This window comes from Pseudoalteromonas nanhaiensis (assembly GCF_051235485.1).
In the GTDB taxonomy this organism is placed as follows: Bacteria; Pseudomonadota; Gammaproteobacteria; order Enterobacterales; family Alteromonadaceae; genus Pseudoalteromonas; species Pseudoalteromonas lipolytica_C.
In genome coordinates, this window is sequence record NZ_JBPNYQ010000024.1 from 52,536 (window position 1) to 67,039 (window position 14,504).

Annotated in this window: 16 protein-coding genes; 12 read left to right on the top strand and 4 right to left on the bottom strand. The window is 41.7% G+C overall.

All coding sequences use genetic code 11. From position 1 onward, the window contains the following. Positions 1-3: 3 nt before the first annotated feature. A complete protein-coding gene (gene sthA, locus ACSFVZ_RS17115) occupies positions 4-1,434 on the top strand; it encodes a Si-specific NAD(P)(+) transhydrogenase (protein ID WP_135922934.1) in 1,431 nt (476 codons plus the stop codon). Positions 1,435-1,481: 47 nt separating this feature from the next. Here sthA and hemE read toward each other — a convergent pair whose 3' ends face one another. Beyond that, positions 1,482-2,546 carry a uroporphyrinogen decarboxylase gene (gene hemE / locus ACSFVZ_RS17120; RefSeq protein WP_054562901.1) on the bottom strand — a complete coding sequence of 355 codons (1,065 nt, stop codon included), beginning with the start codon at positions 2,544-2,546 and terminating at the stop codon, positions 1,482-1,484. A gap of 607 nt (positions 2,547-3,153) precedes the next feature. Between hemE and rsd the strand changes: the two genes are divergently transcribed. Both rsd and ACSFVZ_RS17130 read left to right on the top strand, forming a co-directional pair. Then, the gene (rsd, locus tag ACSFVZ_RS17125; RefSeq protein ID WP_135922935.1) at positions 3,154-3,624 is read left to right on the top strand and encodes a sigma D regulator; all 471 of its coding nucleotides are present in this window, start codon (positions 3,154-3,156) and stop codon (positions 3,622-3,624) included. 209 nt (positions 3,625-3,833) lie between these two features. Next, complete coding sequence (locus ACSFVZ_RS17130; protein ID WP_435559288.1) at positions 3,834-4,880, top strand: S66 peptidase family protein; 1,047 nt, start codon at positions 3,834-3,836, stop codon at positions 4,878-4,880. 55 nt (positions 4,881-4,935) lie between these two features. Here the strand turns inward: ACSFVZ_RS17130 and fkpA are convergent, their stop codons facing one another. Further along, a complete protein-coding gene (gene fkpA / locus ACSFVZ_RS17135) occupies positions 4,936-5,691 on the bottom strand; it encodes an FKBP-type peptidyl-prolyl cis-trans isomerase (RefSeq protein ID WP_135922937.1) in 756 nt (251 codons plus the stop codon). A 202-nt stretch (positions 5,692-5,893) separates the two neighbouring features. On the opposite strand from fkpA, the gene ACSFVZ_RS17140 reads away from it, so the two are divergent. Continuing rightward, a complete protein-coding gene (locus ACSFVZ_RS17140; RefSeq protein WP_138558507.1) occupies positions 5,894-6,892 on the top strand; it encodes a WD40 repeat domain-containing protein in 999 nt (332 codons plus the stop codon). Further along, the gene (locus ACSFVZ_RS17145; protein WP_135922939.1) at positions 6,879-7,091 is read left to right on the top strand and encodes a SlyX family protein; all 213 of its coding nucleotides are present in this window, start codon (positions 6,879-6,881) and stop codon (positions 7,089-7,091) included. The genes ACSFVZ_RS17140 and ACSFVZ_RS17145 overlap by 14 nt, the downstream gene beginning before the upstream one ends. Positions 7,092-7,113: 22 nt before the next feature. Here ACSFVZ_RS17145 and ACSFVZ_RS17150 read toward each other — a convergent pair whose 3' ends face one another. Further along, complete coding sequence (locus ACSFVZ_RS17150; RefSeq protein ID WP_135922940.1) at positions 7,114-7,317, bottom strand: YheV family putative zinc ribbon protein; 204 nt, start codon at positions 7,315-7,317, stop codon at positions 7,114-7,116. 129 nt (positions 7,318-7,446) lie between these two features. Here ACSFVZ_RS17150 and ACSFVZ_RS17155 point away from each other — a divergent pair, with 129 nt between their 5' ends. The 7 genes from ACSFVZ_RS17155 (at position 7,447) to ACSFVZ_RS17185 (ending at position 13,821) form a co-directional block, all read left to right on the top strand. Further along, a complete protein-coding gene (locus ACSFVZ_RS17155; RefSeq protein ID WP_199527090.1) occupies positions 7,447-9,366 on the top strand; it encodes an ATP-binding cassette domain-containing protein in 1,920 nt (639 codons plus the stop codon). After that, positions 9,353-9,784 (top strand): TIGR02444 family protein, encoded by a 432-nt coding sequence (locus ACSFVZ_RS17160; protein ID WP_435559289.1) that lies wholly within the window; start codon positions 9,353-9,355, stop codon positions 9,782-9,784. The genes ACSFVZ_RS17155 and ACSFVZ_RS17160 overlap by 14 nt, the downstream gene beginning before the upstream one ends. A 233-nt stretch (positions 9,785-10,017) precedes the next feature. Further along, complete coding sequence (locus tag ACSFVZ_RS17165) at positions 10,018-10,158, top strand: DUF3149 domain-containing protein (protein ID WP_074989877.1); 141 nt, start codon at positions 10,018-10,020, stop codon at positions 10,156-10,158. A gap of 146 nt (positions 10,159-10,304) precedes the next feature. Beyond that, positions 10,305-11,285 (top strand): hydrolase, encoded by a 981-nt coding sequence (locus tag ACSFVZ_RS17170; RefSeq protein WP_435559291.1) that lies wholly within the window; start codon positions 10,305-10,307, stop codon positions 11,283-11,285. Further along, positions 11,282-11,539 carry a YheU family protein gene (locus tag ACSFVZ_RS17175; RefSeq protein WP_135922943.1) on the top strand — a complete coding sequence of 86 codons (258 nt, stop codon included), beginning with the start codon at positions 11,282-11,284 and terminating at the stop codon, positions 11,537-11,539. The genes ACSFVZ_RS17170 and ACSFVZ_RS17175 overlap by 4 nt, the downstream gene beginning before the upstream one ends. 58 nt (positions 11,540-11,597) lie before the next feature. Beyond that, positions 11,598-12,791 (top strand): dipeptidase, encoded by a 1,194-nt coding sequence (locus tag ACSFVZ_RS17180; protein WP_138558504.1) that lies wholly within the window; start codon positions 11,598-11,600, stop codon positions 12,789-12,791. Positions 12,792-12,912: 121 nt separating this feature from the next. Next, the gene (locus ACSFVZ_RS17185) at positions 12,913-13,821 is read left to right on the top strand and encodes a hypothetical protein (RefSeq protein ID WP_435559290.1); all 909 of its coding nucleotides are present in this window, start codon (positions 12,913-12,915) and stop codon (positions 13,819-13,821) included. A 392-nt stretch (positions 13,822-14,213) separates the two neighbouring features. Here ACSFVZ_RS17185 and ACSFVZ_RS17190 read toward each other — a convergent pair. Continuing rightward, positions 14,214-14,504, bottom strand: a 291-nt coding sequence (locus tag ACSFVZ_RS17190; RefSeq protein ID WP_503128980.1) for an EF-Tu C-terminal domain-related protein, incomplete at its 5' end; no start/stop codon positions are given.

Sequence of the window (14,504 nt, forward strand, 5' to 3'; positions counted from 1 at the left end):
GCTGTGGCCAAACAACAAGTAAAGCAAAAAGATACTCCATCTTATCAATATGATGCGATCATCATAGGCACAGGTCCTGGCGGTGAAGGTACCGCCATGAACCTGTCTAAAAGTAACAAGAAAGTGGCTGTTATTGAGCGTCAAGAAGCGGTCGGTGGCGGCTGTGTGCACTGGGGTACTATCCCGTCTAAAGCATTACGTCATTCAGTAAGCCGTTACATTGAATACAAAGCAAACCCGCTATTTAATATCAGCGAGCGTCCTAACCGCCTAACTTTCCCTGATATTTTGCACCATGCAAGTAACGTCATCTCAAAGCAATCTAATTTACGTAGCAGCTTTTATGAGCGTAACCGCATTCATATGTATCAAGGCGATGCTGAGTTTATTGATAAACACACCATTAAGGTGACTCACTTAGACGGTTCATTTGAAACTATCACCGCACAAACAATCGTTATTGCTACTGGCTCGCGCCCTTACCGTCCACCTGGTGTAGACTTTGCCCACCCACGCATTTACGACAGCGATACAATTTTAGGCCTTGAGCATGACCCTCATCGCGTACTAATTTATGGTGCAGGTGTAATTGGTTGTGAGTATGCCTCTATCTTTAAAGGTTTAGGTGCAAAAGTTGATCTAGTGAATACCCGCGACCGCCTGCTTGCCTTTATGGATGCGGAAATCTCAGATGCTCTGAGCTATCACTTTTGGAATAGCGGCATTGTTATTCGTCATAACGAAGAGTTTGATAGAGTAGAAACCCGTGATGATTGTGTGGTGATGCACTTAAAATCAGGCAAGCGAGTAAAAGCTGACTGTATTTTATTTGCTAATGGTCGTACTGGTAATACAGATACGTTAAACCTTGAAGCCGTGGGCCTAAAAGCGGATGGTCGTGGCCAGCTTAGAGTAAATGAAACATACCAAACAGAAGTCGATAATATTTATGCTGTAGGTGATGTAATTGGTTACCCAAGCCTTGCAAGTGCAGCATTTGACCAAGGCCGTATTGCTGCCGATGCGATTGCATGTGGTAATTGCGATGAGAAGCTGATCATTGATATTCCAGCAGGTATTTATACAATTCCTGAAATGAGCTCAGTGGGTAAAACAGAGCAAGAGCTAACTGCAGCGAAAATCCCTTACGAGGTAGGCCGTGCTCAATTTAAGCATTTAGCGCGTGCGCAAATAGCTGGCACCGAGGTAGGTAGCTTAAAGATTCTATTCCATGTTGATACCAAAGAAGTTCTTGGTGTGCATTGCTTCGGTGAGCGTGCCTCTGAAATCGTTCACATCGGGCAAGCAATTATGGAACAAAAGAACGGCGGCAATAACATTGATTACTTTGTAAATACCACGTTCAACTACCCGACCATGGCCGAAGCCTATCGCGTAGCCGCATTAAATGGTTTAAATCGTTTGTTTAAATAAATAAAAAAGCCCGCTTAATGCGGGCTTTTTTTACGATTAGCTGTTGCTTATTTGTGGTATTTACCGCTGAACTCATGAACGGCGTTAATAAATACACCTGCGTTTTCTGGATCAACATCTGGTGTAATACCATGACCTAGATTAAATACATGGCCAGAGCCTGTACCAAAGTCTTCTAGGATAGTGGCAACTTCTTGGCGAATACGCTCAGGCGTGCCATGCAGCATTGCTGGGTCCATGTTGCCTTGCAGCGCGACTTTATCGCCAACACGACGTTTTGCATCACCGATGTTAATAGTCCAGTCCAGACCTACTGCATCACAGCCTGTTGCTGCAATTGCTTCAATCCACTGACCACCATTTTTAGTAAATAACGTCACTGGCACTTTACGACCATCGTGTTCGCGAATTAAGCCATCAACAATCTTGTGCATGTATTGTAATGAAAACTCATTGTAGTCACGTGGGCTTAATACACCGCCCCATGAGTCAAATACCATTAACGATTGCGCGCCCGCTTTAACTTGCGCGTTTAAATAGTCAATCACTGAGTCAGCTAATTTATCAAGTAGTAAGTGCAGTGTCTGTGGCTCAGCAAAGGCCATTTTTTTGATTTTACCGAATGTTTTGCTGCTGCCACCTTCAACCATATAAGTGGCAAGTGTCCAAGGTGAACCAGAGAAACCAATTAGCGGTACTTCACCTTTTAATTCGCGACGAATCGTACTTACCGCATTCATCACATAACCAAGCTCATCAGTTGGATCGATATTTGGGATTTTTTTAACATCTGCTAATGAAGAAATCGGACGTTCAAATTTCGGACCTTCACCTGTTTCAAAGTAAAGACCTAAGCCCATAGCATCAGGAATAGTTAAAATATCACTGAATAGAATAGCAGCATCAAGCGGATAACGACGTAATGGCTGTAACGTTACTTCACAAGCAAGTTCAGCATTTTTACATAAACTCATAAAGTCGCCTGCTTGGGCACGTGTAGCGCGGTACTCAGGTAAATAACGGCCAGCTTGGCGCATCATCCATACCGGTGTGACATCAACAGGTTGCTTTTGTAGTGCACGTAAATAACGATCGTTTTTTAATTCGCTCATGCGTATAGAATCCTAGAACTGAATGAAATTGTGCAGATTGTACCACCATATTACACGTCTCACTATGGATAGATAATCATGGCTAGATATAGATCATGTTTTTTAGGTCAGCCTAAGCCTATAGTGCGTTTTTTGAGCGAAAATAAAATAATTTTAAAACTTTTCATTAATAAATTTGCAACATACCAAAAAGCTTGGTATAACTTATCCCGCGTTAACAATAACAACAATAAAAATCTTATAACAAGAAGAACAATAATCTTCCCATAACAATAAGAACGCTTGTTTTAACAAGTCATAGAAAAAGAATTAAACCACCTTTATAGGTGGTTTTTTCTTTTTAGAATCAGCAAATTAACCCCTTCTCCCATTAGATAAGTAATGCAAAATTAACACTAGTAGTTTTGATTTATTTCCCATACACTGCTGTTAGAGCATAAAAGCTAGCCTCAGGTGTCGTTGCGTTGCAATTTCATTGTAAAAAATTACGTGCTTAGGATGGCTTTTACAATCTGTTGCAATTAGACACTAAGAATTTAGTTGATCTTTGTGTCATATTTCCTTTTTATATATACAAAGGAAAACCTACTCAGCGAGGAGATGAAATATGCTGACGCGTTTGGAAAAAGCTCAACAAAAATGGGGTGGCAGTCACTCTGTAATAGACAAATGGCTAACAGAGCGCCAAGAATTATTGGTGTTATTCTGTCGTATTGCTGGCTTTTCACCGTACGAGAAGAAAGATCACGCCCTACCGGATCAACTGCAAATTCAGAATTTTTGCCAAATTCTAATGGATTATCTTTCTGCTGGTCACTTTGAAATATATGACGACATCGCAAAAGCCTGCAAAGAGAAAGGCCCTGAAAGCCAAAACCTAGCAAATGCTCTTTACCCGCGTATTTCAGAAACAACTGACGTCGCTCTCGACTTTAATGATAAATATGCTGAAGTTGACAAAGATGACTTACTTGATGAGTTTGATAAAGACTTGTCTACATTAGGTGAGGCACTTGAGTTACGCTTTGAATTAGAAGATGAGTTAATCGATAACCTTTATTCGAATCATACAAGCTAATTTGCGATGACAGCAGAGAAGCATTTCTCTGCTGAAAGTACTAGTAATTTGCACCCAACCATAAATACCTTGCGCCATATAAGTCTAAAAACGGCTTGATTGGTGGTAAAACCTCATCCTCAAAAAGAATCAACTATTCCATTTCGTAACAAAAATTTGAAATAATTCTTTCAATGCGATACTCATATTATAAAAACATGAGGTTCGCTATGAACAAACGGTCATTTTTAAAGTCACTTTCAATCCTTGCCGCTGGCGCAAGTCTAACATCCGCTCCCTTAATGGCTGCTCAGAATAGCAGTACCCAAACATTAATTAAGCCAAAAGCTCTTCCTAAAGGCGGCACAATTGGCATATGTAGCCCCTCTGCCGCCACTGCTGCGCACGCTGATATTTTATTAGCACAAGGCGTTATAGAGGCACTGGGTTACAAAGCTAAGCTTGCACCAAACATTTTGGCAAGACGAGGGCATTTAGCAGGCACTGATGCGATGCGAGCCGGTGATTTAAACAGTTTATTTAGTGATAACGATATTGATGCTATTTTGTGTTTACGCGGCGGCTCAGGGGCTGCCCGTATTTTACCTTTACTCGACTACGCAATGATCCGTAACAATCCTAAGCCATTGATGGGCTATTCGGATATTACAGCATTGCATAACGCGTTACTCTCAAAAGCTGGGCTGATCAGCTTTCATGGTCCCAATGCATCGAGTGATTGGAATCCGTTTCATGTAGCGCAATTTAAAGACATGTTCGAAGCGCGTAAACTAATGCATTTTCAAAATTTGCCGAAAGCCGATGATGAGCTCGTTAACACACAATACCTGACCCAAACAATTACTTCAGGAAAGGCTACAGGACAGTTAATTGGAGGTAATTTAACGGTACTGACTGCACTTGCGGGATCAAGCTATTTACCCGATTTTGACGGCGCAATTTTATTTTTAGAAGATATCGACGAAGCGCCCTATCGAATTGACAGAATGATGAGCACACTAAAACTTATGGGCGCACTTGATAAGATTGCAGGCTTTGTATTTGGCGATTGTAATGACTGTAGGCCAGGTCGTGGTTATGGTTCATTAACCCTAGATGATATTTTTGCAGACTATATTAAACCGCTGGGGATTCCTGCTTATCGTGGGGCTATGATTGGCCATATTAAGCGCCAATTTATCTTGCCTGTTGGCACTTTGGTTGAGCTTGATGCAGATGGTGGCACATTAAAAATGACAGAAACGGCATTTAGTTAATACCAATTCGCGCATAAAAAAAGGGCCATTCGGCCCTTTTTTATTGAGTTAAATATTACTCAGCTGGTACTGCTTTTTCATCGCTTTGGATTTCAAGTAATTCTACTTCGAAAACAAGCGTTGAGTTAGCTGGGATCTTACCAAGATCACGCTCACCGTATGCAAGTTCAGATGGAATAGTGAACTTGTACTTAGAGCCAACTGGCATTAATTGTAAACCTTCAGTCCAACCTGGGATCACACGGTTAAGTGGGAACGTAGTTGGTTCATTACGTGAGTAAGAGCTATCAAACTCAGTGCCGTCTAGTAAAGTACCTTTGTAGTGTACTTTAACAACGTCAGTTGCTACTGGCTTTTCACCTTCACCTTGTGTGATTACTTCGTACTGTAGGCCAGACTCAGTTACTGTAACGCCTTCTTTCTTCGCGTTTTCAGCTAAGAATTTTTCGCCTTCAGCTTTGCTCTTTTCAGCTTCTACTTTCGCTTTTTCTTGTTGTTTAGTGCGAATGCTTTGATCAAGCGCAGTTAACACTTCACGAATTTTTTCATCATCAAGCTTAGCATTACCTGCAAGTGCGTCTTCGAAGCCGCGCTTAAGTAGCGCTTCATCAAGCTCAACACCTAATTCTTTCTTTTCTGCTAGGTCTTGGTTTAAGAAGTTACCAACAGATGCACCAATACCGTATGCTTGTTGTTGTGCTTCAGTCTCTAGTTTAACCTCAGCTTGCTGCTCTTTTTTTGCTTCCTGATTACAAGCTGTAAGCGCTAAAACTGACGCTGCAATCAATGACAATTTAATCGTCTTTCTCATTTTATATCTCCGACACACTTTGCAGTTGTCAATTATTGTATTATTACTAGTTAAAGAGTTACGACCTACGTGGTAGGCTGCTTGTCTAATAACTAAACGTCATGCAAATGCATAAGCTAGTGATTAGACTAACAACCTAGGCCTTCCATGAGACCTAGTCTAACCTCTCAATCACTAAGAGTTAAGGGGAAATACCCGTAATATGTCGATATTTCGTACTTTTTTGTATCTACTGAGCCTTGGCTTGGTTGTTGCTTGCTCAGAACAACATGAGCAATCTACAGCACGCTACGAGCATGCTGCACAAGGAGCATTTGCCTCTGCACTTTCGCACGATGGTAAATACAGCTTAATCTCATCAATACACCATGGGGTCGCGCTGTGGGATAATCAACAGCACGTATTAAAATACCAATGGTTCCAACAGCAAAACCAAGATAGCCTTGTTCATACCGTGGCAATTTCCTATGACAACAGCCATGCTGTTACCGCAGAAAAATCAACCTTTGCTGTATGGGACATCGCCACAGGTGAAAACTCAGGTTATTACAAAATACACGCCTCAACAATCAGAGATATCGCAATTAGTAATCAAGGCCAGAGTGTTTTATATGGTCGCGCCGATGGTGTTGTTGTATACCTGAACTTAGAGACCGGACGTCGAATAGAGTTCCTTGGTCACCAAGAAAAAGTAAATGTTGTTGATTTATCCCCTAACGGCCATTTCGCCATTAGTGGCTCTAATGACTATGTGGCCTACTTTTGGGATACCCGTACAGGGCAAGTCATTCACCGCTTTAATCACCCGACTCGCGTCACGCAAGTTGCCCTTGACCCACAAGGTCGTTATGCATTTACAGCAGACAGTATGAAGCAAGCAAATGTATGGCAACTGACTACAGGTGATCTTGTTAGCAAACTGCAGTATATTGCGCGTCAGAAAATTTTTACCGCCGCTCGCTTTAATGAAGAAGGCAGTTTAATTGCAACTGGGTCACCAAATAGACTCGTCGAATTATGGCAGCTAAACTCAGGTAAAAAGTTACAAACGTGGCAGGTCATTCCTCGTGAAGGAAGTCGCCCAAAATCGGCCGTGGTGTTAGATGTTGCGTTTACTGATAACAGCCAAGCGTTATTAACCGAAAGCTCCAGCGGATTTGCTGAAAGTTTTAATTTAAGAGAATCGAATGAACACAATTGAAAATCGTCTAATGGAACTTGAAGCGAAAGTCGCTTTTCAAGATGAAACAATTGAAATATTGAATGATGAGCTTAAAGCACACCAACAGCAGCTGGCAAAAATGAAACGCCAGACTGAGTTGCTGGCAGAAAAAATCAAAGAAGCACAACAGCCTTCATTGATGTCGCAGATGCAAGAGCCGCCTCCGCCACACTATTAATGTGAGGGTTACAAGCCGGGTATTATTCGCCCGGCTTAAATACACCAATTACTTGCTCAAACTGGCGGGTTGACGCTTGCACCGCTTTCTCTGGTTGCGTCATTTTATGGCCACACTGTACGCATTCTACTTTTTCAACATCGTGCTCTTTGTATAGCATCATAGTATCCATAGCTTTACACTCAGGGCATGATGCACCGGCGATAAAGCGTTTCTTTTGTCTCATAAATGATCTCCCGTGGCATGTAGGCGGCTATTTTAGCCTAATAATTCTCTGTTTGATACGATTGCGAAGCCTAATGTGATCCGTGTTATGATAAGCAAAATTTAATCTATGCAGTGCAAGTAAACTTTCATGATCCAAATTTCAGACATCGAGCTACTACGAGGTGGCAACGCCTTATTAAAAGGTGCCTCTGCAACCTTATTCCCAGAACATAAGGTTGGCCTTGTGGGCGCTAATGGTTGTGGTAAATCAACCTTGTTCGCGCTATTAAAGTCTGAGTTACAGCTTGATGCTGGTGAATGCCAAATTCCAAAAGATTGGTCAATAGCCTCTGTTAAACAAGAAACACCAGCCCTTGAAATAAGCGCCATAGATTACGTATTACAAGGTCACCCTGAGTACTACACATTAAGAATCGCACTCCGTGAAGCCGAGCAAAATAACGATGGTGATGCGCAAGCAAAAGCACATATTGGTCTAGAACATATTCAAGGCTACAGCATTGAAGCAAAAGCGGGTGAACTATTACACGGTTTAGGTTTTAGTAATGAGCAAATAGACAACCCGGTGAGTGCCTTTTCAGGTGGTTGGCGTATGCGTTTAAACTTAGCACAAGCACTTATTCGTGATGCTGATTTATTACTGCTGGATGAGCCAACCAACCACTTAGATCTTGATGCTGTTTATTGGCTAGAACGATTCTTACGTGCCTACACAGGCACCCTAGTACTGATTTCTCATGACCGCGAATTCTTAGATGCCGTCGTTGACCAAATTTGGCACATAGACGCACAAAAAATAAATGTTTATAAAGGCAATTACTCGCAATTCGAACGCCAAAAAGCAGAGCGTTTATTACAACAGCAAGCCATGTTCGAAAAGCAGCAAGAACAAATTGCTCATCTAGAAAAGTTTATTACGCGTTTTAAAGCAAAAGCCAGTAAGGCTAAGCAGGCACAAAGCCGAGTAAAAGCCTTAGAACGCATGGAAAAGTTGGCCCCCGCCCATGCTGATTCACCCTTTGATTTTGAGTTTGCTGAGCCTACAGCTCTGCCAAATCCATTAATGACGCTCGACCAAGCTAAAGCTGGCTACGGCGATACCACTATTTTGCATAGCATTAAGCTAAACCTAGTTCCGGGTAGCCGTATTGCGCTGCTTGGCCGAAATGGTGCAGGTAAATCAACATTAATCAAATTATTAGCTGGCGAATTACAACCACAAGCTGGAGAAGTATTTCAGCATCAGGGCTTAAACATTGGTTACTTTGCGCAGCATCAGCTGGAGTCACTCGATCTAAAAGCTAGCGCAGTAACACATTTACAACGCTTAAATCCGCAGGCAACAGAGCAGTCATTACGCGACTTTTTAGGTGGTTTTGCATTCTTTGGCGATAAAGCGCTTGAGCCAGTTGCACCGTTTTCTGGCGGTGAAAAGGCCCGCTTAGTGTTAGCCATGTTAGTGTATCAAAAGCCAAATCTACTGTTACTCGATGAGCCAACTAACCACCTAGATTTAGAAATGCGCCATGCCCTAGTAATGGCGCTACAAGGTTTTGAAGGTGCAATGGTTACTGTATCGCATGACCGTCACATGTTAAAAAATACCGCTGATGAGTATTACCTCGTTGATAACGGCGAAGTAACGCAATTTGGTTATGACCTTGATGCCTATTACCAGTGGCTACTCAACGCCAACAAAGAAGCAGCTAAAAGCAACGAAGACAACGCCCCTAAAGCCCATTCAAGCGTTAACCGCAAAGAGCAAAAACGCTTAGAAGCCGAATTCAGAAAATCAGTGCAGCCGTTGAAAAAGCAAATCGACAAGCTTGAAAAGCAACTTGATAAGTACTCAACAGAGCTTGGGGAAATCGAAAGCGCGCTTGCCGATAATGACTTATACAGTGATGAGAATAAAGCCAAACTGACAGAGCTACTCGCTAAGCAAGCAAGCTTAACTCCAAAGCTTAATGACGTTGAAGAAGAGCTGCTCATGGCACTTGAAGAGCTTGAAGAAAAAGAGCAGGCCTTTGCCGATGAAACCGCTTAATAGCGAGCAATTTTGGCAGTTTGCATGCCGTCTTTATAGCGAAGATGGCATGCAAGCAAAGCTATTAGGCTATCAAAACCAGCAAGGTAAAAATGTTAACCTTTGCCTGCTGCTCTATTATCTTGATTCTTTAGAGCTGGCTGTAACACTCTCTCAACTGAGTGAACTTGAGTCGTGCATTGCCGAGTTTGATCAACAGGCTTTAAAGCCCCTACGAGCCACACGCGCCTATCTTAAAACCATTCAAACCGAAATTTCAGACTACCCCACCATTCGAAAAGAGCTACTTAGCGCAGAATTAAAACTCGAAAAACAACAGCAACAATTACTAATAGACACAGCGAATACCATGATATTCACTCAGCACACAAATACTAAAAATATAAGGCTTTATCTTGGTAGCGAGCTAGCGAGTTAGCTGGGGTAAAGTTTAAAGAGTCGAGGTCATACCTATTTGTAAGGACGATTCTAATTCGGCACTTCTGTTTATGTTGGGTTTCGCTGCGCTCAAACCAACCTACCCTAATAAACTTGATCCAAATCAACTATTAAATCGCCTTATTTCACATCAGGAAAAATGCTTGATCTGGATCATGTCAGGGTATGCAAAGCCAGCCTATGATTAACCCATAGACATTAGGAGGCACAACCATGAACGTATTCTTTAGAGATTTTTTTAGCGACCCAGTTTTATTTATGTCATTCGGCATATTGGCAGTTGTTATCGTTTTATGCCTTTTCTATGTTGGTTACTTTATTAAAAAAGTTCACGACGCAGAAGTTCCTAAGTAAGAATTAAGCACGACGCACAAAGCCCCTATCCAATTTATTGTTTAGGGGCTTTTTATTTTCAGCAGATAAGCAAAATCTGCTAAAGTGTTCTAAAAATGCAAAAACTTGCTACAATAGCGGCCTGTATTGTCTTTAAAGTGTTAGCTATGTTACCTGAGTTTAAGCCTGCGTGGTGGATGCGCAATCGCCATTTACAAACCATAATGCCGCGCTTCTTTCGCCCTTTTCATAATACTCGCTACGACTTATCAACAATTAACACGCCTGATGGTGACTTTTTAGAACTGGCATGGGCAACGCCTCACAACGAACACGCTCCTTTAGCCATTGTATTGCATGGCCTTGAGGGCAATATTAATAGTTTTTATGCCAAAGGCATGATGAAAAAACTCAAGCAGCAAGGCTTTGCTGTGGTGTTAATGCATTTTCGAAACTGCTCACGCGAAGCAAACCGTTTAGCTCGCGCTTATCATAGTGGTGAGACCGAAGATTTACGCTTTTTTATCAACTATCTGAAAAGTAAATTTCCAAAACGTCCTTTATTTGCTGTCGGCTTTTCACTGGGCGGTAATGTACTGGCAAAGTATTTAGGTGAGCAAGGTAGTAAATCAAATTTAAATGGCGCTGCGGTTGTATCAGCACCATTTGATTTGTCATCCTCTTGCCAAGTGATCCGTAAAAGCTTAGGTAAAATTTATCAAAAGTATTTGCTCGATCGTATGAAAAAATCAATGCATAGAAAGCTGCCACAAATCGAACAGCAAATTAGCCTAACACCAGAAAAGCTGATGGCAATTGATGATTTATGGCAATTCGACAACATGCTGACTGCACCTCTGCATGGCTTTGCCGGTGCTGAAGATTATTATCAGCAAGCAAGTGCCAAACCGTTTTTAAAAGCGATTGCAACGCCTACACTCATTGTACACGCCAAAGATGACCCAATGCTGTCAATTAAAGCTGTACCAAATAGCACTGATGTAAGCGAATATGTTACGCTGCGTATCTCCGAAAAAGGTGGCCATGTTGGTTTTATTAGTGGCAATAACCCGTTTAAACCTATTTACTGGCTTGAGCGTGTTGTACCTGACTATTTTCAACAGTTAGTAACAAAAGAGCTGTTATGATCATTCCACACGAACGCCTCGATAAAGAAACCCTTTACAATTTAATCGAAAGCTATGTATTGCGTGAAGGCACTGATTACGGTGAACAAGAGTTCAGCATTGAAAGTAAGGTAGCCCAAGTTCAGCAGCAATTAAAATCGGGAGAAGCCATGGTGTTCTTTTCTGAGTTACATGAGTCTGTGACAATTATTTCAAAAGCAGAGTTCATCGCCCTACAAGCTGATCCCGAGTACCAAGCGTCATTCAACGACTAAACTTGTAACTTTTATCGCAACCCTTCACAATGGCTTTTTAACTTAAAGAGCCATTAAAATGAAAAAACTAAGCTCCTTATTTGCCGCTGTTTCGCTTGCCTTAATTGGGCAAGCCCATGCCGAGGAAGTAACAGCCTCAGCAAAAGCTATCAAGCTTACTAAAGAGACTATTTTAATTGATACCCATATCGACGTTCCGTACCGCATTCATGATAAATGGGCAGATGTTACTAAAGCGACTAGCGATGGCGATTTTGATTATCCTCGAGCCGTAAAAGGTGGCTTAAATGCGCCTTTTATGTCGATTTATATTCCTGCAAATCTTGAATTTGAAGGCAAAGGTAAGAGCTACCAGCTTGCAAATCAGTTAATCGACAGTATGGAAGCCGTTGTACAGCGTGCACCAGAAAAGTTTGCGATTGCCGACTCAACAGACGATGTAAAAGCACAGTTTCAGCAAGGCAAAATGTCTATTGCAATGGGTATGGAAAACGGCTCACCGATTGAAGGCGAGATTAAAAACCTTAAGCATTTTTATGACCGTGGTATTCGTTACATCACGCTAGCTCATTCTCAAAGCAACCATATTTCTGACTCTTCATATGACCTTCGCCGTAAATGGAAAGGCCTTAGTCCATTTGGTAAAGAGCTAGTTAAAGAAATGAACAATATTGGCATGCTTGTCGACGTTTCGCATATTTCTGATGACGCGTTTTATCAAGTAATGGAAATCTCAAAAGTACCTGTGATTGCTTCGCACTCATCACTGCGTAAATATACACCGGGCTTTGAGCGTAATATGAATGACGACATGTTATTAGCCCTAAAAAAGAATGGCGGCGTTATTCAAATAAATTTTGGCTCAAGCTTTGTTACATCGCAAGCCGGCTCTTGGTATAACCAGCTCAAAGCAGCGAAAGCAGATAAGAAAAAAGAAGGCACTAAGCTAAGCAAAGATTTTGATGCAGCTTATCGCGCAAAAAATCCATTTCCATTTGCAAGCCTAGAACAAGTTCTTGATCACATTGACCATGTAGTTGAACTAATTGGCATTGATTATGTTGGTATTGGTTCTGACTACGATGGCGTAGGGGATTCACTACCTGTAGGCTTAAAAGACGTATCGAGCTACCCGAACCTAGTACAAGGGCTTATGGATCGCGGTTACAGTGATGCAGATATTAAAAAGATTTTAAGTGGCAATATGCTTCGTGTTTGGAAGCAAGCTGAGCAATACGCAGCTAATCACTAATTCTTACCGCCAATAAGCGCTTATTTTTATGTGCTTATTGGCGACTACAACTTCTACTTTATAGCTATTGGTATTTTTTATTGGAAAAGGTTAAATTACCTTTTTTAGGAAGGATTTAACTATGCTATTTAGTAAAGGAAACATATCACTTTGCTTAGCTGGAGCAGCTCTTGTAATCTCCTGCTACGGCGCCTTTTTTCAAACCAAGCAGCCACAAATAAATCAGTTAGCGACCGACTCAGAGCAACAATACAACTTAGCCAGCAGTGATTTTGATGCTGTTGAGCATGATGATGAGCAAACCTTAGCAAGGTTGAATCAAAGTATTATTTCACTAAAAAAACAAGTTGCCGAGCTCAGGCAAGGTAGCGCATCGCACCAAACTATCACCCCAGATCTAAAAGAATCTGTACTCGCAATCCTCGCAGAGAAGGAGCAACAAGCGCTTGAAAAAGCCGAGCAGAATAACCCGATTTATGGTTTTTATAATAGCCTACCTGATGACTACGAATTGAGATTAAAATCAGAACCCGATTATGCTGACAGTCTAAACAAACAACTACGTGAGCAAATTATTGATCCATACCAGTCAGACAAAGACCGCCTCAAAGCCATGGCTCAATTACAAATGAATATGTTTATGCTTGGTAAGCAAACGCTGCCAGAATATGACTACGATATTGCTAATAGCATGCTAAATATCGCGGCCAATAGCCAAGATAATAAACTGCGTGTTCAAGCGATTGAGTTAGTATCACAATCTCCTATTTTAGACTCAAGATTAACTCAACAATATACACAAATACTCGAACGCGATGACAACGAATATATACGCCGCTTAGCAGCACAAGGGATACTATCGCAATATTTCATAGCAAGAAATGAGCAAGCTGATAATAGCCAACAACTGGCGCAGCAAATTTTAACTATTTATAGGCACCCTATAAACGAGAGTGTAAAAAGCATTATTGATGAAATGATTGGTGATCCGAATATGCTCGATGAGTTAAAGAAATCAGCAGGCGAATAAAGGCGGCAGATTAACCTTTCACTCTATACTTCACAAAGCTTCCAGCTTTTTCACCCATAAAAAACCCGAGACTAAGCTCGGGTTTTTCTCAATGCTTAATGCATCACTATAGTTGATTACTCAACGATAGATGCAACAACACCAGCACCAACTGTACGGCCTCCGGCTCATCGCAGAGCTCTTTGCCTTCAAGCGGCGGGAGTTTCACTCCCGAACACCCCGCTTTCAGCCTTCACGGATAGCGAAGCGTAAACCTTCGTCCATTGGGAGTTTGAAGGCGGCAGATTAACCTTTCGCTCTATACAGCTTAAATCTTCCAGCTTTTCTACAGGCATTAAAAAAGGCCGCCTAGGGCGACCTTTTTATAAGCTGTGAAGCTCTATCTGTTGATATTACTCAACGATAGATGCAACAACACCAGCACCAACTGTACGGCCACCTTCACGGATAGCGAAGCGTAAACCTTCGTCCATCGCGATTGGGCAGATTAACTCTACAGTCATCTTGATGTTGTCACCAGGCATTACCATTTCTACGCCTTCTGGTAACTGTACGTCACCTGTTACGTCAGTTGTACGGAAGTAGAACTGTGGACGGTAACCTTTGAAGAAAGGAGTGTGACGACCACCTTCATCTTTAGAAAGTACGTATACTTCTGAAGTGAATTTAGTGTGTGGCTTGAT